General features: G+C 60.0%; 14 protein-coding genes and 4 tRNA genes. 4 read left to right on the top strand and 14 right to left on the bottom strand.

Translation table 11 applies throughout. The features are described from left to right. Nucleotides 1-47: 47 nt before the first annotated feature. Together ACP7D9_RS25775 and ACP7D9_RS25770 are read left to right on the top strand one after the other, a co-directional pair. Nucleotides 48-3326, top strand: a complete 3279-nt coding sequence (locus tag ACP7D9_RS25775) for a PAS domain S-box protein (RefSeq protein ID WP_426159996.1) — start codon at nt 48-50, stop codon at nt 3324-3326. 94 nt (nt 3327-3420) lie between these two features. Next, nucleotides 3421-5112: a molecular chaperone HscC gene (locus tag ACP7D9_RS25770; RefSeq protein WP_101160015.1), complete on the top strand. Its 1692-nt coding sequence runs from the start codon at nt 3421-3423 to the stop codon at nt 5110-5112. Here the strand turns inward: ACP7D9_RS25770 and ACP7D9_RS25765 are convergent. The 13 genes from ACP7D9_RS25765 to uvrB all read right to left on the bottom strand — a co-directional run bounded on the left by ACP7D9_RS25765 (nt 5109) and on the right by uvrB (nt 16904). Beyond that, entirely contained in the window at nt 5109-7802 is a 2694-nt protein-coding gene (locus tag ACP7D9_RS25765) for a DUF805 domain-containing protein (protein ID WP_426159995.1), read from the bottom strand. The genes ACP7D9_RS25770 and ACP7D9_RS25765 overlap by 4 nt on opposite strands. Then, nucleotides 7799-8494 carry a DUF1266 domain-containing protein gene (locus ACP7D9_RS25760; RefSeq protein WP_426159994.1) on the bottom strand — a complete coding sequence of 232 codons (696 nt, stop codon included), beginning with the start codon at nt 8492-8494 and terminating at the stop codon, nt 7799-7801. The genes ACP7D9_RS25765 and ACP7D9_RS25760 overlap by 4 nt, the downstream gene beginning before the upstream one ends. Before the next feature lie 188 nt (nt 8495-8682). Next, complete coding sequence (locus tag ACP7D9_RS25755; protein WP_016773925.1) at nt 8683-9129, bottom strand: Hsp20 family protein; 447 nt, start codon at nt 9127-9129, stop codon at nt 8683-8685. Nucleotides 9130-9248: 119 nt separating this feature from the next. Continuing rightward, nucleotides 9249-10208 (bottom strand): tRNA dihydrouridine synthase, encoded by a 960-nt coding sequence (locus tag ACP7D9_RS25750; RefSeq protein ID WP_426159993.1) that lies wholly within the window; start codon nt 10206-10208, stop codon nt 9249-9251. A 147-nt stretch (nt 10209-10355) separates the two neighbouring features. Next, complete coding sequence (locus tag ACP7D9_RS25745) at nt 10356-10805, bottom strand: acyl-CoA thioesterase (protein WP_313006182.1); 450 nt, start codon at nt 10803-10805, stop codon at nt 10356-10358. A 46-nt stretch (nt 10806-10851) separates the two neighbouring features. Then, on the bottom strand, nt 10852-11685 hold the full coding sequence (locus tag ACP7D9_RS25740) for an alpha/beta fold hydrolase (RefSeq protein WP_101160032.1): 834 nt from the start codon (nt 11683-11685) through the stop codon (nt 10852-10854). Between the two features lie 30 nt (nt 11686-11715). After that, the gene (locus ACP7D9_RS25735) at nt 11716-12255 is read right to left on the bottom strand and encodes a TetR/AcrR family transcriptional regulator (RefSeq protein WP_101160035.1); all 540 of its coding nucleotides are present in this window, start codon (nt 12253-12255) and stop codon (nt 11716-11718) included. A 181-nt stretch (nt 12256-12436) separates the two neighbouring features. After that, a tRNA-Glu gene (locus ACP7D9_RS25730) sits at nt 12437-12512 on the bottom strand. Nucleotides 12513-12592: 80 nt separating this feature from the next. Continuing rightward, nucleotides 12593-12668 (bottom strand) — tRNA-Ala (locus ACP7D9_RS25725). A gap of 53 nt (nt 12669-12721) precedes the next feature. Further along, nucleotides 12722-12797, bottom strand: a tRNA-Glu gene (locus ACP7D9_RS25720). Between the two features lie 79 nt (nt 12798-12876). Beyond that, nucleotides 12877-12952, bottom strand: a tRNA-Ala gene (locus tag ACP7D9_RS25715). Between the two features lie 169 nt (nt 12953-13121). Continuing rightward, a complete protein-coding gene (gene gltX, locus ACP7D9_RS25710) occupies nt 13122-14612 on the bottom strand; it encodes a glutamate--tRNA ligase (RefSeq protein WP_426159992.1) in 1491 nt (496 codons plus the stop codon). Between the two features lie 276 nt (nt 14613-14888). Continuing rightward, nucleotides 14889-16904, bottom strand: a complete 2016-nt coding sequence (uvrB, locus tag ACP7D9_RS25705) for an excinuclease ABC subunit UvrB (protein ID WP_101160040.1) — start codon at nt 16902-16904, stop codon at nt 14889-14891. Nucleotides 16905-17241: 337 nt separating this feature from the next. Here uvrB and ACP7D9_RS25700 point away from each other — a divergent pair, with 337 nt between their 5' ends. Together ACP7D9_RS25700 and ACP7D9_RS25695 are read left to right on the top strand one after the other, a co-directional pair. Next, entirely contained in the window at nt 17242-18438 is a 1197-nt protein-coding gene (locus ACP7D9_RS25700; RefSeq protein WP_101160043.1) for an amino acid aminotransferase, read from the top strand. 228 nt (nt 18439-18666) lie between these two features. Further along, complete coding sequence (locus ACP7D9_RS25695) at nt 18667-18867, top strand: hypothetical protein (protein ID WP_016773917.1); 201 nt, start codon at nt 18667-18669, stop codon at nt 18865-18867. Here the strand turns inward: ACP7D9_RS25695 and ACP7D9_RS25690 are convergent. Next, the gene (locus ACP7D9_RS25690) at nt 18864-19094 is read right to left on the bottom strand and encodes a hypothetical protein (protein ID WP_101160047.1); all 231 of its coding nucleotides are present in this window, start codon (nt 19092-19094) and stop codon (nt 18864-18866) included. The two genes, ACP7D9_RS25695 and ACP7D9_RS25690, sit on opposite strands and share 4 nt — an antisense overlap. Between the last annotated feature and the right edge of the window lie 19 nt (nt 19095-19113).

Genomic DNA, 19113 nt, shown 5'->3' with positions numbered 1-19113 from the left:
AGAGCCGCTCCTGTGCCTCACGCCACTCAGCTCAAGGCCCGCTGACAATGCCGAAATCTGTTGACCGAATTCCGCCGATGCCGCGAATCCAGGCTGTTGATCCGCGCCATTCCGAGCAGAGCTGGGAAAGCGCGCCGCAATTGCTCGCCGCGCTCAACGGCGCGCGGCTCGGTGCCTGGTATTGGGACATCGAGCGCGGGCAGATCAGTTGGTCGCGCGGCACGCAGGCGTTGTTCGGTTTCGATCCACGGCAGCCGCTTCCGGCAGACCTTGAATACCTCGACCTGTTGCCGCCGGAAGACCGCGCGAAAACCGTGCGCGCCTTCCACGCGGTAATCGCCGGCGCACCGCTGGAGCAGGCGATGCACCACCGCATCCGCTGGCCCGACGGCAGCCTGCATTGGCTGGAGATCAGCGGCAGCCTGCTGCCGGACAAAAACGGCCGGCCCCGAATGATCGGGGTGATTCGCGAAATCACCCACCAACGCCAACGCGAGCAAGCCCTCAGCAGCTCGGAGAAACGTTTCGCTACACTTTTCCATCTATGCCCGAACATGGTTCTGCTCACCCGTCAGGAGGACGGTCTGATCAGCGAGGCCAATCAGTATTTCGAAAGCCTGTTCGGCTGGCCGGTGCAAAGCGCCATCGGCCGCACCACGCTGGAACTTGGCTTGTGGGTGCACCCGGAACAACGCGCCGAACTGGTGAAGAAAACCAAGGCCAAGGGTGAACTGATCAGCATGGAAGTGCAGTTCCGTGCCAGCAACGGCCAGGTCCACGATGGCATCCTCAGCGCGCAAAAGGTCGAGCTCGAAGGCCAGCCCTATCTGCTCAGCACGTTCCTCGACACTACCGAGCGCAAAGCCGCCGAACTGGCCTTGAAGGACAGCCAGGAACGCCTCGACCTGGCGCTGGATTCAGCGCAACTCGGCACCTGGGACTGGCACATCCCCAGCGGCATGCTTTACGGCTCGGCGCGCGCCGCGCAATTGCACGGGCTGGAACCGATTCCGTTTCACGAGTCATTCGAGGAGTTTTTCGAAGGCGTACCGGGCGAGGAGCGCGACACCATGCGCGATGCCTACCGAAGCCTGCGCGAAGGCCCGGCGGGCAATTATCAACTGACCTATCGCGTGCAATTGCCCGACGGCAGCTCGCGCTATCTGGAAAGCCGCGCGCGCCTCTATCGTGACGAAAACGGCGCGCCGCTGCGCATGGCCGGCACGCTGTTGGACATCACCGATCAGGTCGAGCGCGAGCAGCGGCTGGTGGCCTCGGAAGAGAAATTCGCCACGTTGTTTCAGGTCAGCCCCGATCCGATTTGCGTAACGCGTCAGGAAACCGGGGAATTCATCGAGATCAACTCCAGCTTCAGCCAGACCTTTGGCTGGAGCGCCGCCGATGTGATCGGCCACACCGCTGAAGAAATCGGCCTGTGGGACGCCTCGGCAAAAAGCCTGCAACGCATCGAACGGGTCATTCGTGAACAAGGCCTGAGCAACGTGGCCATTCTCGTCCAGCACAAGGACGGCCAGTCGCTGACCTGCGTGATTTCCAGCCGGCAGATCAGCGTGGGTGATCAGCCGTGCATCGTCACCACCTTGCGCGACATCACCCAGCAACAACGCTCGGAAGCGGCACTGAAGGCCAGCGAGGAAAAATTCGCCAAGGCGTTTCACTCCAGTCCCGACGCCATCACCATCACCGAGCGCGACACCGGGCGATATCTGGAGGTCAACGACGGCTTCTGTCGCCTCACCGGTTACCGCGCCGACGAAGTGGTGGGCAAAACCGTTTACCAGGTGGGCATCTGGGCCGAAGAAAAACAGCGCTCGACGCTACTCGCCGAACTGCAGATCAAGGGCCGCGTGCATCATCAGGAAATGCTGGGGCGCAACAAGCGCGGCGAACTGCTCACGGTGGAAGTCTCGGTCGAGCCGATCACCCTTAACGAAACCGCGTGCCTGCTGCTGACCGCGCGCGACGTCAGCCTGTTGAAAAACGCCGAAGCGCAGATCCGTCACCTGGCCTATCACGACCCGCTGACCAACCTGCCCAACCGCGCCCTGCTGATGGATCGCCTGAGCCAGCAGATCGCCCTGCTCAAGCGCCATAATCTGCGCGGCGCCTTGCTGTTTCTCGACCTCGACCACTTCAAGCACATCAACGATTCCCTCGGTCACCCGGTCGGCGACACCGTGCTGAAAATCATCACCGCGCGGCTCGAAGCCAGCGTGCGCATGGAAGACACGGTAGCGCGCCTCGGTGGCGATGAGTTCGTGGTGTTGCTTAGTGGGCTTGAGGGTTCACGCAGTGAAGTCAGCGAACAAGTGCGCGCGCTGGCCGACACCATTCGCGAACTGCTTTCGGAGCCGATGTTCCTCGACGGTCAGCGCCTGCAAGTAACGCCGAGCATTGGCGTGGCGCTGATTCCCGATCATGGTTCGACCCCGACCGACCTGCTCAAACGCGCCGACATCGCCCTGTACCGGGCCAAGGATTCCGGGCGCAACACCACGCAGATGTATCACAACACCATGCAGAAAGCGGCCAGCGAGCGCCTGCGCATGGAGACGGACCTGCGTCTGGCGCTGTCTCGCGGCGAGTTCAACGTGCACTTTCAACCGCAGGTCGATGCCCGCGACAATCGCATCATCGGCGCCGAAGCGCTGGTGCGCTGGAATCACCCCGAACTCGGCGCGCAATCGCCCACCGAATTCATCAAAGTGCTGGAAGACAGCGGCCTGATTCTCGAAGTCGGCACCTGGATCCTCGATGAAGCCTGCAACGCCTTCAAACAACTGATCGCGTTGAAACGGGTCGACCCGCTCAACTTCAGCCTGTGCGTGAACATCAGCCCACGGCAGTTCCGGCAGAACGATTTCGTCGAACGCATCGAACACAGCCTGAGCAGTCACGGCCTGCCCTGCTCGCTGCTGAAACTGGAAATCACCGAAGGCATCGTCATTCAGAACCTGGAAGACACCATCAGCAAAATGCGCCGTTTGAAAAAGCTCGGAGTGAGTTTCGCCATGGACGATTTCGGCACCGGTTATTCATCGCTGACCTATCTGAAACGCCTGCCGGTAGACACGTTGAAAATCGACCAGTCGTTCATCCGCGACTCGACCACCGACTCGAACGTCGCGGAGATCATTCGGGCAATCGTCGCAATGGCCCGCAGCCTTGAGCTGGAAGTCATTGCCGAAGGCGTGGAGACGCCGGCGCAACTGGCGTTTTTGCAAGAATTGGACTGCCACTTGTATCAGGGCTATCTGCATAGCCGGCCGGTGGCGCTCAAGGATCTGAAAAAAATGCTGCCCTGAATCGGCGGTTGCACAGCCTGGCAACAGAGCAACAATTGCCACAGTTTGCGGCAGCCTGTAGGGTCGCGGTTTTTGCGCCGTTTCGAGAGCAACCATGCAGGATGCAACCCTTCTCCGCCCGGCCTTGCTGGGCATCGACCTTGGTACCACCAACAGCCTGATCGCCGTCTGGCGTGAGGGCCGCGCTGAACTGATCGCCAACGCCCTCGGCGACGTACTGACACCGTCGGTGGTCAGTCTCGATGAAGACGATACGATTCTGGTCGGCAAAGCCGCCCGCGCCCGCCTGACCACGCACCCGGAACGCACCACTGCCGCGTTCAAGCGTTTCATGGGCAGCGACCGGCAAATCCAGCTCGGCACACGCCGGTTCAGCCCGGAAGAATTGTCGGCGCTGGTGCTTGGCTCACTCAAGCAGGACGCGGAAGCGTTTCTAGGCCAACCGGTTACAGAAGCGGTCATTTCCGTACCGGCGTATTTCAGTGACGAACAGCGCAAGCGCACCTTGTTCGCCGCCGAACTGGCCGGGCTGTCCGTGACGCGCCTGATCAATGAGCCGACCGCTGCCGCCATGGCGTACGGCCTGCACGAGCAGAAATTCGAACGCACGCTGATTTTCGACCTCGGCGGCGGCACATTCGACGTCACCGTGCTCGAATACGCGCTGCCGTTGATCGAAGTGCATGCCTCCACTGGCGACAACTTTCTCGGCGGCGAGGATTTCACTGCCGCCCTGCTGCAGGCCTGCCTGAAACACTGGCAACTCACACCTTCATCGATCGATGCGCAAGCCATGGCCAGTCTCGGTGATGCGCTGGAACAGCTGAAATGCAAACTCGGTGAAGGCGCGCAGCAGTTGAGCTGGCGCCACGCCGAGCGAACGTTCGAATGGGAACTGGATGAAGCCGCTGCGGTGAAGATCTGGGAGCCGTTGCTGGCCCGCTTGCGCGCACCCATCGAACAGGCCTTGCGCGATGCCCGACTGAAACCACGCGACCTCGACAGCCTCGTGCTGGTCGGTGGCGCCACGCGCATGCCGGCGGTGCAGCAGATGGTCGCCACGCTGTTCGGACGCCTGCCTTATCGGCATCTCGACCCGGACACCATTGTGGCGCTGGGCGCGGCGACGCAGGCGGCATGCAAGGCGCGGGACGGTGCGGTTGAAGAACTGATCCTGACGGATGTCTGCCCCTATACGCTGGGGATTGAAACCATGCGCGGCAAGGATATCGACGGAGCATTTTCGCCAATCATTGAGCGCAACACTATTATTCCAACCTCCAGAGTCGAGCGTTACTACACCACTCATCCTCGACAAACGGTGATCCGGATTGCGGTTTATCAGGGGGAAAGACCATGGGTGCGTGACAACATTCTGATCGATACTTTCGATGTCACCTTGACGCCCAGCGAAGAGATACAAGCGTTGGACGTGCGCTTCAGCTATGACATTAACGGCCTGCTTGAAGTCGACGTAACCCTGCTCAATACCGGCGAACGCCACAGCCATAGCATCGATCGCAGTCCCACTGGGCTGGACGAGCAGGCTCGGCAGGCCAGCCACAACCGTCTTTCGACATTGAAGGTGCATCCGCGCGACGCCCTGCCCAACCGTACCTTGCTGGCACGACTGGAACGGGCCTGGATGCAGAGTCTGGGCAGCCAGCGCGAGCAAATTGCCGAATGGCTGGACAGCTTCACTACCGTGCTCGGCGGCCAGCAATCTGCAGAGATCGCCAGCCACCGCTCAGCGCTGAACAATGCACTGGATCAACTGCGTCTTTAGCCGTTCAGTCGCCGTAAAGCGGCCTGCAGGCCGCCGGACAATACGTGTTCCCCGCTGTCCGGCGGCACGCCATAGCGATTGGGCAACTTGTCTCCAGCGAAACCGAACAACACCAGCGGCAGGAATGGCAGAAACGGCGTCAGCCCAAGCATTATCAGCAGCGTGGGAATGCCACGGCCCATATCATGCAATCGCCGTAGAACCGCCGCAAACAACAGCAGCGCGCCGAGCAACATGATGACGATCCCGCCAATCGTTGTGCCCGTTATCAGCCCGGCGATTGGCGTTAGCACGACACACCCCAAGACCTGTGCGATAAAAGCCTTGCGCCCCAACCGTGTTCCGAGGCGCCAGAAAGCCCTGGCCGGTACTGGCTGAACATCACCGCTGGCCAACAATAAACGCTCCGACCATGACAGCAACGCGCACAATGCCAAGCGCAAGCCGACGCTGTTCTGCACGTCATCCTTACCCTGCTGCAGTTGCCGTAACACTCGCGTTTTCGGTACACCGGCGGCGCCGTAACGAATCAAACCCTTGAGCGCATCCAGCGCTTCATAAGCCAACAGTTTGTCGACACCGAAATCCGTCAACACTTTGCGCGGTGGCCACACCGGTTCGCCCTTGATCAGACCGTCGCGAAAGCCTTCAAACCAGTCATCCTCACAGCTGACCGCTGCAATCGATTGCAATAACGTCCGGTGTTGCTCGGCGCTCAGGCCTGGATCGTGGTAAAGCACGCTCCAAAACATCAACAAGCCCAGCAGATCGTCGCCGCACGCCGCTCGGTCACTTTCGACGCAGGTGTAAAGCAGTGTATTGGCGGGCAGCCTGGCGCTGTCGAGGGCCTGTTCGACACTGAAGAGTTGTTGCACCAGCAAACCGTGTACCGGATCGTCGCCCTGCAACCAGCCCAGCAAACCGGCGCAATTACCCTGCTCACGCAGCAAGCGCCGCAATAGCGGCTGCAGCCGACTCAAGGGATGCGCAGGATTGAACGACAAGCGTTCCAGGCACTGCGCATCAATCAATTGCAACCAGCGCTCCGGTTGCTCCAGCAATGCCAGCAAAAACGCGGTTTGAGCGTGCCAATCCCAGATCGCCGCGCCTAACCCGATCGGCGGTAACCCCGTCGCGCGACGACTCAGTTGGAGCATCAGATCGAGCTCTGTCAGGTCATTGCCGTCTTTGACTGCACGCAGTTCGAACGCGTCCGCAATGCGCGCGAGCGCGGTATCGCTGTAGGGTCGCAAGCGCTGCAACCACAGCCGACAAACCTTGTGCAGTTCGCCTTCGGACAACGCCGACGGCCATTGCGGTGAGAGTGCCCGCGAGTCAGTGAAAGCGCTCATGGCCTGCGCTACAGGCGCACTGTCCAACCAGCGCAGATGTTGCCGAGCCTGATACTTGAACTCGCTCAACACCAGGCGTTCCAGCGCGTCAACAGGGAACGGTTCGTCGACAAGCTGCTGCAACAAGGCCGAATCACCGCGGTGCAGCGCCCAGGCGTGCCGGTACAGACGCAGCAAACGGCTGTCGTGGTGCTCGCCGAGTAATTGCGCGAGCAATGGCAGCTCATCGCCCACCATCCGCCAATCAACAAAGCTACGCGCCAGTCCATCAAGCGTGAGCCGCCCGACACCCAACCAGCGAGTCAACGTCTCGGGGCGTTGTGACGGACTGCCAAACACCTGGCACTCACCGCCCAGATCATCCGACCAACCGGGGCAGTCTTCCAGACGGTCGAAGGCCTGAATCAGCAACGGTAGAAAGGTCGGCTGACGCTTGGCGCACAGCTCCAGCAAACGATTTTCGGCCATGGGATGACGATGTTCGCTCCAAAGCCGAATCCAGCATGTAAACGCTTGATCGTCGCGTCCCGACAAGCTGTATTGACACGCCAGCAGGTACAGCCAGTCGACGTTATCCGGCGCGGCATCGTGTTGTTCGACACAACTGTGCAAGAACGTCGGGGTGCCAATCCCCGCTTGGGTGAACTGCACCAGCAAACGCTTGAGATAGGCGGCATCATTGGGCAACGGCACGCACGTGTGCCGCGTGACAAAATCGGCAAACTCATGCAGGGGTCGGTGGGTGAAGATGTAGTCAAGGCTGCGGGCATACCACAGCGATTCGGTCTGTGCTGGCTCTGGCCATGTAGTCATCAGATCCGTATCAAACGGGTCAGGCGTCTTGATGCGCTGCAAAAAGGTTTCTACCGCTTGCGCGTCATGGAATCCCAGAGCCAGCAGTTGCTGGTCCCAGGCCATGCGTTGCGCCAACAGATTCGCGCAACGGTAGGACAACGGACCGGCGTCGGCCATTCGGTGATACAAGCCCCAACTCAGATCATCGAGCACTTCCAGCGACAAGTCGTCGAGGCTGCGGACGAATGTTTCCCATGCCGCGAAGTGGAACCGGCGAGCGGGATCATCCAGCAACGCACAGAAATCCACGAACGCCCGCGGAACCTCAACAACACTGGCTTGTGCAGCGTCAATCTCGTCTTCGGCCTCTTCCTCCTCCCCTTCACGCGCCAGACGCAGGGCGTTTTCATAGGCCATGCGTAGCGCCTGAAACCCTTCCGGGTCGCTTTCCGGATGGTGCGCCGGCAGACGGGCGCGGTAGGCGGTGCGAATCAGGGTTTCGTCGGTAGTCGGCTCTATGCCCAGTCGAATCCAGCAACTCATGACCAGTCGAACTCCCCAAGCGATGCCGGACGAGGCGGCGCATCAATGTCCATGTGCCAAGGCAGATCGGCGAGAAAGTGTGGAATGTTCTGCGCAAGCCCACGAGCAATCCTGGTGTTGAAAGCGCTGGCACCCTCGCGACTCATCTCGACCGCCAGTTCATCATCGCTTTTGCTCAAGCAGCACCAGAAGGTTCGCCCTATCAGAAAGCCGCTGAAATAAGCCATCCAGTTGCCGTAATGAAACTGTGCCCTCAATGCCAATCGACTGTGCAACCAGTTGCTCTCGGTCAGATCGATCCATTGATTACGCACTGCGCAGCGCAGCAGAAATCCCATGCGGCCATAATCCCAGGACAGGATACCGCCGGGACCACAGCTGGCGAAGGTACGACTGGCAAACTCATGGAGGACACGTTCACGCGGACTGAGATCTTCGAGCAACGCTTGCCATTCACTCGGCAAACAACGCTGCCATGCCCAATAGGCCGAACTGAGGTGTTTGGCATGACCGTCGTCAGTCATCCGCTCGAGCATGTCGAACAATTGCTGCCGATCATCGATTCCCCAACTCTCTTTGAGGTCGATATAACGGTCGTCGCAGAACGCAGGGTCGTCATACCCGGCGCCGGTGTTGAGCGCGGCCATCGGTGCGGACAAGGCGCACAGCCAGCGCTGTTTGATTTCGTCCATGAACAAAGGCTCCAGGCCGACTGCCGGAAAATGTGGGTCGGCAAAATTGTGCAGATTGTAAAGAGCCCCGACAGCAGCAGCAAACGCCGCATCGCTTTTTCTGCGCACACAAAAAAGGCCCCGACGTTTCGGGGCCTTTCGTTCAACGGCTTATCGTCAGTTCAGACGATTGTGTGTCAGCACGTGAATCAATGCTGCAACGCCGGCTGCTGCGCTCCATTGATCGGGATGCGCTTGGCTTTCGCTTCTTCCGGGATCACACGCAGCAGATCGATGCTCAGCAGGCCGTTGCGCAGTGCAGCGTCTTTGATCTCGATGTGGTCGGCCAGACGGAACGACAGTTTGAAGGCTCGCTGAGCGATGCCCTGGTGCAAGAACGTGACGCTCTCGTCAGTGTCGCGCTTGCCGCCACTGATGGTCAGCACACCCTTTTCGACTTGCAGATCCAGGTCTTCTTCCTGGAAGCCGGCGGCCGCAACGACGATACGGTATTGGTCATCACCGTGTTTTTCGACGTTGTAGGGCGGGTAGCTGCTGCCTGGCTCGTTACGCAGCGCAGTTTCGAACAAATCGTTGAAACGGTCGAAACCTACTGAGGAACGGAACAGTGGCGCGAGAGAAAATGCAGTACTCATGATTCAAATCTCCTGAAAACAATCAGCAAGGTTTTGTGTCTCCGCGACCCGAATTCGGCATCGCGTACCCCTTAGATAGGGACCGCTGTTTTGATTTCAAGAGATTAATTTCAGATTTTTTACGCGGCCTCGACGAGCGGCAATCCGAGCAAACGGGAGACCTGATCAGGCTCGGTTTCGCGCCGCAGAACGGTGAACAGCTCGGCGGCTTCGGAGTAGTTGCGCGTCAACATGGCCAGCCATTGCTTGAGGCGGCCGGGCGATTGGCGCGCGGTCATCTGCGCTTTGGCCTGCAGCCAGAAATCCTGGATCAAAGGCATCAGTTCGGCCCAGGTCATCTCGACGACCTCTTCACCAGCGCGAGCGGCGGCGATCTGCCGGGCCAGATCCGGGCGGGAAACCAGACCGCGGCCGAGCATGATGTCTTCTACGCCGCTGATTTCCCGGCAACGGCGCCAGTCTTCAACGCTCCAGATGTCACCGTTGGCGAACACCGGCACCTTGACCACGTCCTGTACGCGCGGGATCCACTCCCAATGGGCCGGCGGCTTGTAGCCGTCAACTTTGGTTCGGGCGTGAACAACAATGTGCTCGGCGCCGCCCTCGGCCAGCGCCGTGGCGCAGACCAGCGAACCGTCGGGGCTGTCGAAACCCAGGCGCATTTTCGCGGTGACCGGGATATGCGCCGGTACGGCGCGACGGACGTGCTCGACGATCCGGTTGAGCAGCTCCGGCTCCTTGAGCAGCACGGCACCACCACGGGATTTGTTGACGGTCTTGGCCGGGCAGCCGAAGTTGAGGTCAATCACTTCAGAACCGAGTTCGCAAGCCAGCGCGGCGTTTTCCGCCAGGCACACCGGATCGGAACCGAGCAACTGCACGCGCAGCGGCACACCAGACGCAGTGCGGGCGCCGTTGAGCAGCTCGGGGCCGAATTTGTGAAAGTACGCCGGGGTGAGCAACTGGTCGTTGACCCGAATGAATTCGGTCACGCACCAGTCAATGCCGCCAACGCGGGTCAGCACGTCGCGCAGGATGTCGTCGACCAACCCCTCCATGGGCGCCAAAGCAATTTGCATGTGAAAGACTACTTGAGGAAAAAACGTCCGGCAGTTTACTGGATATCGCAGAAAACCGCAGATCCCCTGTAAGAGCTGCCGAAGGCCGCGATCTTTGGTCTAGATCTGCAAAAAGCAAAATCAAAAGATCGCAGCCTTCGGCAGCTCCTACCGGACCGGGTCAGGCTGGAGCCAGATCGCCGGGCCATAGCCGTCGATAAACTCGGCCGGCATGCGCTTGGGCTTGCCTGTCGACAGTTCGATGCAGACAAAGGTGGTCTGGGCGCGCAACAGGGTGGCATTGTCACTGGGGCGCTTGAGCTGGAAATGCCGGGTCATTTTCAGGCGCTGATCCCAATCGACGATCCAGGTCGCCAACTGCAACTCATCGCCCTCATAAGCCGCGGCCAGATAATCGATTTCATGGCGAACAACGGCCATCGCCCGATCCAGCCGCCGATACTCGACCAGGTCCAGCCCCAGGCGTTGCGAGTGGCGCCAGGCGCAGCGCTCGAGCCAAGTCACGTACACCGCGTTATTGGCGTGCCCGAGCCCGTCGATGTCCTCAGCGCCTACTTGCAGATCAATGGTAAACGGCGTTGCCCGATCCCAGCCCATGCCCCACTCCCGGTCAAAGTTTTCAACCGGGGCAGTGTAACGGAGCTCAGGCCGATTGGCGCGCCTGAAGGCTGCGCCCGGCCAGCAGTGATAACACGCCATCAATCACTCGAGGGTCGGCCAGCACGCGTTGATGACCGCCACTCTCCAAACGCAGCAGGCGGCTGTCGAACCAGGCTTCGTGAATCAGCTGCGATTCCTTGACCGAGACGAAATTGTCGTCCTCGGCATGCACGATCAAGCCCGGCATGTCCAGCTGATACTGCGCCACATCGAGGGTCGCGGCGCGCATGCCGACGTCCTGTTCGACCTGACGAATGAACGCGGATCGCGCTCGCGGCGGCATGCCGACCATGCGCGCGAAACCGCGCAGCACGCCGAGAATGCGCGACGGAGCGGCAATGCTCACCAGGGTTTCGGTGCGCAGGCCCAGTTGCACGGCGAGCATCGCACTGGCACCGCCCATGGAATGGCCGATAACCGCTTGCAGCGGCGGCAATTCGGCAGCGGCTTCAAGCATGGCGCGGGCGAACAGCACCACATTGGCTTCGCGCCCGGGTGAGCGACCATGGGCCGGGCCGTCGAGTGCGACGACGGTATAGCCGGCTTCGACCAGAGCATTGATCAGCGAGGCGAATTGCGTGGGCCGTCCTTCCCAACCGTGCATCAGCAACACCGTAGGGCCCTGGCCCCAGCGCAGCGCCGACAGGCCGAAGCGCAAAGTGATGCGCTCGGAGCTCGCCAGCAATGGCAGCTCCCAGTCCCGCAGCGGCAGCGCGCGAGGCGTCATGAATGCCAGACGCATTTTGCTCGCCACCTGTTTCGGTGCAATCCAGCCCAAGGTGCCGTTAACGCCACGAACCCACTTCAACGCGTTCATCGCTATCTCCTCAGGCTTGTTGCCTTCAGGTCAACGCACAGCCGACTTGGCAGCGCGCAGCAATCGATCGGATAACTCTCCCGGACCCAGCGCTCTTGCCAGGGCCAGACCACCCACCATCAGCGCGACATCGGCCAAAGCCTTGTCGGTGTCTTCAGGACTGGCTGCCAGTTGCGCCACCATCAACTCCAAATGCTCGTTCAGCGCGATGCGGAACGACTCGGGCAGACGGCCAAGTTCGCCAATCGACGCCGGAATCGGGCACGCGGCTTCGCTGGAATCCCGGTGTTTGCGTGACAGATAGAACGCAGCCACCAAGGCGCGACGTTCTTCGCCAGTCAGATCGGCATCCATGTCGGCAATCAGGTCGCGACGCCGGCCCAGCAATTGCCTGAACGCTTCAAGCATCATCGCGTCCTTGCTTTCGAAGTGCGCATAGAAGCCGCCGACGGTCAGGCCGGCTGCGCCCATCACTTCACCCACGCTCGGGTCTGCCGGGCCGCGTTGAATCAGTGCGGCGCTGGCTGCCTTGAGGATACGTTCGCGGGTTTGAGCTTTTTTATCGTTCATCGTCGCCTCCGAATATTACGACTAGAATATTATTCGCATAATAATATTCCGCAAGTCATGAATATGACCGCTGGTCTGAAGCACAGTGTAAGGAAAATGGAGAATTGGCCAAACGCCAGACAAACAAAAGGGCCATTCAATAATTGAATGACCCTTATAAATCCCGCAGAGCGGGTAATCGTGGCGTCCCCTAGGGGACTCGAACCCCTGTTACCGCCGTGAAAGGGCGGTGTCCTAGGCCACTAGACGAAGGGGACACAAACCCTTCTATACAACTGATCAGTGCTGAGAGCTGATCGATTCAAGGCCGGTGTGGCCAGACCTTGAACTGTAAAATTGGTGGAGCTAAGCGGGATCGAACCGCTGACCTCCTGCATGCCATGCAGGCGCTCTCCCAGCTGAGCTATAGCCCCGGATTTTTCGCCTCGCGGCGGAGTGATCTCTTGCAACATCACTTCTGTAAAACTGGCGTCCCCTAGGGGACTCGAACCCCTGTTACCGCCGTGAAAGGGCGGTGTCCTAGGCCACTAGACGAAGGGGACGCAAACCCTTCCATACAACTGATCAACGCTGAGTGTTGATCGCTTCAAGGCCGATGTGGCCAGACCTTGAAGTGTAAATTGGTGGAGCTAGACGGGATCGAACCGTCGACCTCTTGCATGCCATGCAAGCGCTCTCCCAGCTGAGCTATAGCCCCTCATCGCTGAGGACGGGGCGAATCTTAAGGGCGTATCGAAAGCCTGTCAAACTTATTTTTGAAAAATTTCAAAATTTTCTGTCGGGATAACAATCACTTACCGCCCTCCCCCGTAAACTCGGGAGAAACGCCGAAGGCAGGATCAAAAGATCGCAGCCTTCGGCAGCTCCTACAGCGCCCAGGCGATGGCGCCGAGCAGCTTTTCCCACTCTTTGTTTTCTTTCTTCGACACGCCGCCCAGCAGGTCGATTGCCTGGCGCAGGCGATAACGGGTGAGGTCCGGCCCGAGAATTTCCATCGCATCAAGCACTGACACCGAACTGGCCTGCCCGGTGATCGCCGCAAACATCAACGGCATCGCGTCGCGCAGTTTCAACTCGAGGGATTCGACCACCGCCTGAATCGTCGCGGTGATGCTGTCCTTCTCCCACTGCCGCAGGCTTTCCAGTTTCCACAGGATCAACTGCATCAACTGACGAACCTGATCGCCGGAGAGCTTTTTCGACTCAAACAGCTTGGCGTCCGGGTTAACGCCGCCAGCGAAAAAGAACCCTGCCAGCGGTGCGACCTGGCTGAATGTTTCGACGCGGCCCTGCACATGCGGCGCGATCTTCATCATGTATTCAGAGTTGAGCGCCCACTTCTGCACGCGCGCGGCGAACTCTTCCACCGGCAGATCGCGCAGCCACTGGCCATTGAGCCACGACAGCTTTTCAATGTCGAAGATCGGCCCGCCGAGGGATACGCGCTTGAGGTCAAAATTGTCGACCATTTCCTGCAGCGAGAACTTCTCGCGCTCATCCGGCATCGACCAGCCCATGCGCCCGAGGTAGTTGAGCATGGCTTCCGGCATGAAGCCCATGCGCTCGTAGAACGTCACCGAAGTCGGGTTCTTGCGCTTGGACAGCTTGCTCTTGTCCGGGTTACGCAGCAGCGGCATGTAGCACAGCTCTGGTTGTTCCCAGCCGAAGTACTCGTAAAGCAGGATCAGTTTCGGTGCCGATGGCAGCCATTCTTCGCCACGCAGGACGTGGGTGATACCCATCAGGTGATCGTCGACGACGTTGGCGAGGAAGTACGTCGGCAGGCCGTCGGTCTTCATCAGCACCTGCATGTCCATGCGATCCCACGGGATCTCGACATCGCCACGCAGCATGTCCGGGACCACGCAAACGCCTTCGCTCGGCACTTTCATGCGGATGACGTGCGGTTCACCAGCGGCCAGGCGCGCGGCGACTTCTTCCTTCGATAACAGCAGCGCGCGGCCGTCATAACGCGGAGTTTCGCCACGGGCCATTTGCTCGGCGCGCATCTGATCAAGCTCTTCAGCGGTGCAGAAGCACGGGAACGCATGGCCCATGTCGACCAGTTGCTGGCAATACTTCTGATAGATATCGCCACGCTCGCTCTGCCGGTAAGGGCCATGCGGGCCGCCGACATCCGGGCCTTCGCTCCAGTCGATGCCGAGCCAGCGCAGGGCGTCGAAGATCTGCTGTTCGGACTCGCGGGTCGAACGCAACTGATCGGTGTCTTCGATGCGCAGGATGAACTCACCGCCGTGCTGCTTGGCAAAGCAGTAATTGAACAATGCGATGTAAGCGGTACCTACGTGGGGATCCCCGGTAGGCGATGGCGCGATGCGAGTGCGGACGGTGGTCATGGCATGTCTCGAAAAGAATGAAAAGCAAAACAATCAAGCGGCGAATGGTAACAGGCGACACCCGCCCCGCTCCAGCGGGCAGGGTATTTAAGCCGGAACCGGGACTCGCTTATACCGAGTCGCCCCCATTCGCGAGCAAGCTCGCTCCCACAGGGATACACAATGATCGTTCCCACGCTCTGCGTGGAAAGCATCCTGTGACGCTCTGCGTCACGCGAGCGATGGGACGCAGAGCGTCCCGGGCGGCATTCCCACGCAGAGCGTGGGAACGATCCCTTAAACCGTAAGCAATCGTTCGCGCAGTTTGGCAATCTCGTCGCGCATCTGCGCCGCCGCTTCAAACTCCAGATCCCGCGCCAGTTGGTACATTTTCTCTTCCAGCGCGCGGATGCGTTTGGTGATTTCGCTTGGCGAGCGCAGTTCGGCTTCGTACTTGGCGTTCTCTTCGGCAGCCTTGGCCATGCCTTTGCGCTTCTTGCTGCGCGAACCGGGCACGGTGGCGCCTTCCATGATGTCGGCGACGTCCTTGATCACGCCTTTTGGGGTAATGCCGTGTTCAAGGTTGTAGGCGATCTGCTTCTCGCGACGACGCTCGGTCTCGCCGATGGCCCGCTCCATCGAACCGGTCATGCGATCGGCATACAGAATGGCCCGGCCATTGAGGTTGCGCGCCGCGCGGCCGATGGTCTGGATCAGCGAGCGCTCGGAACGCAGGAAGCCTTCCTTGTCGGCGTCGAGAATCGCCACCAGCGACACTTCCGGCATGTCGAGACCTTCACGCAACAAGTTGATGCCGACCAGCACATCGAACACGCCGAGGCGCAAGTCGCGGATAATCTCGACGCGCTCAACGGTGTCGATGTCCGAGTGCAGGTAACGCACGCGCACGCCGTGGTCGGCGAGGTAGTCGGTCAAGTCTTCGGCCATGCGCTTGGTCAGCGTGGTGACCAGCACGCGCTCCTCGATCGCCACACGCTTGGTGATTTCCGAGAGCAAGTCGTCGACCTGGGTCAGCGCCGGCCGCACTTCAACCTGCGGGTCTACCAGGCCGGTCGGCCGCACGACTTGCTCGACCACGCGGCCGGCGTGTTCGGCCTCGTAATTGCCCGGCGTCGCCGAGACGAAAATGGTCTGCGGGCTGACCCCTTCCCACTCGTCGAAACGCATCGGCCTGTTATCCAGCGCCGAAGGCAGACGGAAGCCGTATTCGACCAGCGTCTCTTTACGCGAGCGGTCGCCTTTATACATCGCGCCGACCTGCGGCACGCTGACGTGGGATTCGTCGATGACCAGCAAGGCGTCGGCCGGCAAGTAATCATAAAGCGTTGGCGGCGCCGCGCCGGCCGGGCGCCCGGACAGGTAGCGCGAATAGTTTTCGATGCCGTTGCAGTACCCCAGTTCGAGAATCATCTCCAGATCGAAACGGGTGCGCTGCTCCAAACGCTGGGCTTCTACCAGTTTGTTGTTGCTGCGCAGGTATTCGAGACGCTCCTGCAGTTCGACCTTGATGCCTTCGATGGCGTCGAGCAGGGTTTCGCGCGGTGTCACGTAGTGACTCTTCGGGTAGAAAGTGAAGCGTGGCATCTTGCGGATGACTTCGCCGGTCAGCGGATCGAAAGCGGAAATGCTCTCGACCTCGTCATCGAACAGCTCAATGCGGATCGCTTCCAGATCCGATTCCGCCGGAAAGATGTCGATCACGTCGCCCCGTACGCGAAACGTCGCCCGGGCGAAATCCATGTCGTTGCGGGTGTATTGCAAGTCCGCCAGGCGCCGCAGCAGCGCGCGCTGATCAAGCTTGTCGCCGCGATCAACGTGCAAGACCATTTTCAGATAGGTTTCCGGACTGCCCAGGCCATAGATGCACGACACCGTGGTGACGATAATGGCGTCCTTGCGCTCCAGCAACGCCTTGGTCGCGGACAGGCGCATCTGCTCGATGTGGTCGTTGATCGACGCGTCCTTTTCGATAAAGGTGTCGGACGACGGCACATACGCTTCGGGCTGGTAATAGTCGTAGTAGGAAACGAAGTATTCCACCGCGTTGTTCGGGAAGAACGCCTTGAACTCCCCGTAAAGCTGCGCGGCCAGGGTCTTGTTCGGCGCCAGGACCAGCGTTGGCCGCTGTACCTGGGAGATGACGTTGGCGATGCTGAAGGTCTTGCCCGAGCCGGTCACACCGAGCAGCGTCTGGTGCGCCAGCCCGGCTTCAATGCCTTCAACCAACTGGCGAATGGCTGTCGGCTGATCGCCGGCGGGCTCGAAGCGGGTGACTAGCTGGAATTCCGACATACACACCTCTGGAATCGCGGCGTTCCGAGACAGACGGAGCACCACGAGGACGACCGCAAACGACCGATGTCGCGCAAGAAAAAATCTGGATTGTGCTTAATGTGGTGGCGATTGCCTGGGCTTTCAAGGCAAACGTCCTACATCCGGTAAAGACTCTGACAAACTCAATCGACTAACGGTCAAGAAATAATCGGAAAAACTTACCGCAAAAGCCGATTCGCCTGTCGCCATTGCGCGGTGATGGCCTCTATACTAGCTCCCCGTTTGTGCACCGCTCTAGTGCATTCGGCTGGAGCGCTACACGTCCCTCCACTCTCCATTCAGAGCCGCCGTAATAATGAGCCTGTTCTCCGCTGTCGAAATGGCACCCCGCGATCCAATCCTGGGCCTCAACGAAGCATTCAACGCCGATACCCGGACCACCAAGGTCAACCTGGGCGTGGGCGTGTATTGCAACGAAGAGGGGCGAATTCCACTGCTGCGCGCGGTGATCGAAGCCGAGACGATTCGGGTCGCTCAACACGCTTCGCGCGGTTACCTGCCGATCGACGGCATCGCTGCCTACGACCAGGCCGTGCAAAAACTGCTGTTCGGCCACGACTCGCCGCTGATCAGCGCCGGTCGCGTCATCACCACTCAAGCCGTCGGCGGGACCGGCGCACTGAAAATCGGTGCCGACTTCCTCAAGCAACTGCTGCCGAACGCCGTCGTGGCGATCAGCGACCCGAGCTGGGAAAACCACCGCGCGCTGTTCGAAACCGCCGGTTTCCCGGTGCAGAACTACCGTTACTACGACGCCGCCACGCACGACGTGAACCGTGCCGGCATGCTCGACGACCTCAACGCCCTGCCGAACGGCTCGATCGTTGTCCTGCACGCTTGCTGCCACAACCCGACCGGCGTCGACCTGACCCCGGCGGACTGGAACAAGGTGCTGGAAGTGGTCAAGGCCAAAGGGCACGTGCCGTTCCTCGACATGGCTTACCAGGGTTTCGGCGACGGCATCGATGAAGACGCCGCTGCCGTGCGTCTGTTCGCCGAGTCCGGCCTGACCTTCTTCGTTTCCAGCTCGTTCTCCAAGTCGTTCTCGCTGTACGGCGAGCGCGTTGGCGCATTGTCGATCATCAGCGAATCGAAAGAAGAAAGCGCGCGTGTGCTGTCGCAGGTCAAACGCGTCATTCGCACCAACTACTCCAACCCACCGACCCACGGCGCCAGCATCGTTGCTGCGGTGCTGAACAGCCCGGAACTGCGTGCACAGTGGGAAGCCGAGTTGGCGGAGATGCGTCTGCGTATTCGCGGCATGCGCGAGCAGATGGTTGCCCTCCTGGCAGAAAAAGCCCCGGGCCGCGATTTCAGCTTCGTCGGTCGTCAGCGCGGCATGTTCTCCTACTCTGGCCTGACCACCGAACAGGTGCATCGCTTGCGTAACGAGTTCGGCATCTACGCTTTGGACACCGGCCGCATCTGCGTGGCTGCGCTGAACCAGAGCAACATCAAGGCGGTGACGGACGCGATCGTTCAGGTCATCTGATTTCGCCGCCTGATGAAAAAACGGGAAGCCTTTGGGCTTCCCGTTTTTATTTGTCCCGGAAAACGCCTTGCAACCTCTAGACTGCACACAATCCAGAGTGTAGGAGCTGACGAGTGCAACGAGGCTGCGATTTTTTGATCTTGTTTCTAAGATCAAGATCAAAAGATCGCAGCGTTCCGCAGCTCCTACCGGTTTTGTGTACACCCCAAATTTTTGAAGAGAACCCACATGAAAAACGACAACCTGCGCGCCGACCGTGACGACCTGGATGATTTCATCCCGCGCGCTCCGGCCAAGCGTGAAAAGAGCCTGGTGTTGCAAGTCGCCACCGGGGTATTCCTCGGTGGCCTGGCCCTGTGGCTGGTGCAACTGGCAGCGACGGCAGCCTATGCCAAGCTGATGCTCGGCACGATCACCTTCGGCAGTTAAGCCAATTCGGCCGAGCGCTGAGTGGCGGCATCGTCGTAAATCACATACAGCGATTCGGCGACCTGGCTCTTGATCGCTTTGCTGCTTTCCAGACCGAGGACGAATCCTTCAGCCTTGCCGCCCGCCCGGTTCAACGCTTCGGCGGTACTGGCGCCGGCGATTGCATCGAAGAGTTTTTCGGCGTGCGGGCCGATCCCTTTGGGCAGGCTGATTTGTGTGGTGCTCATGCGAGCACCTGGGTGTTGC

The sequence above is a fragment of the Pseudomonas sp. TSRC2-2 genome (assembly GCF_049897785.1).
Taxonomy (GTDB): Bacteria; Pseudomonadota; Gammaproteobacteria; order Pseudomonadales; family Pseudomonadaceae; genus Aquipseudomonas.
Note: the sequence above shows the minus strand (reverse complement) of the source record. Positions and strands in the feature narration are given on the sequence as shown.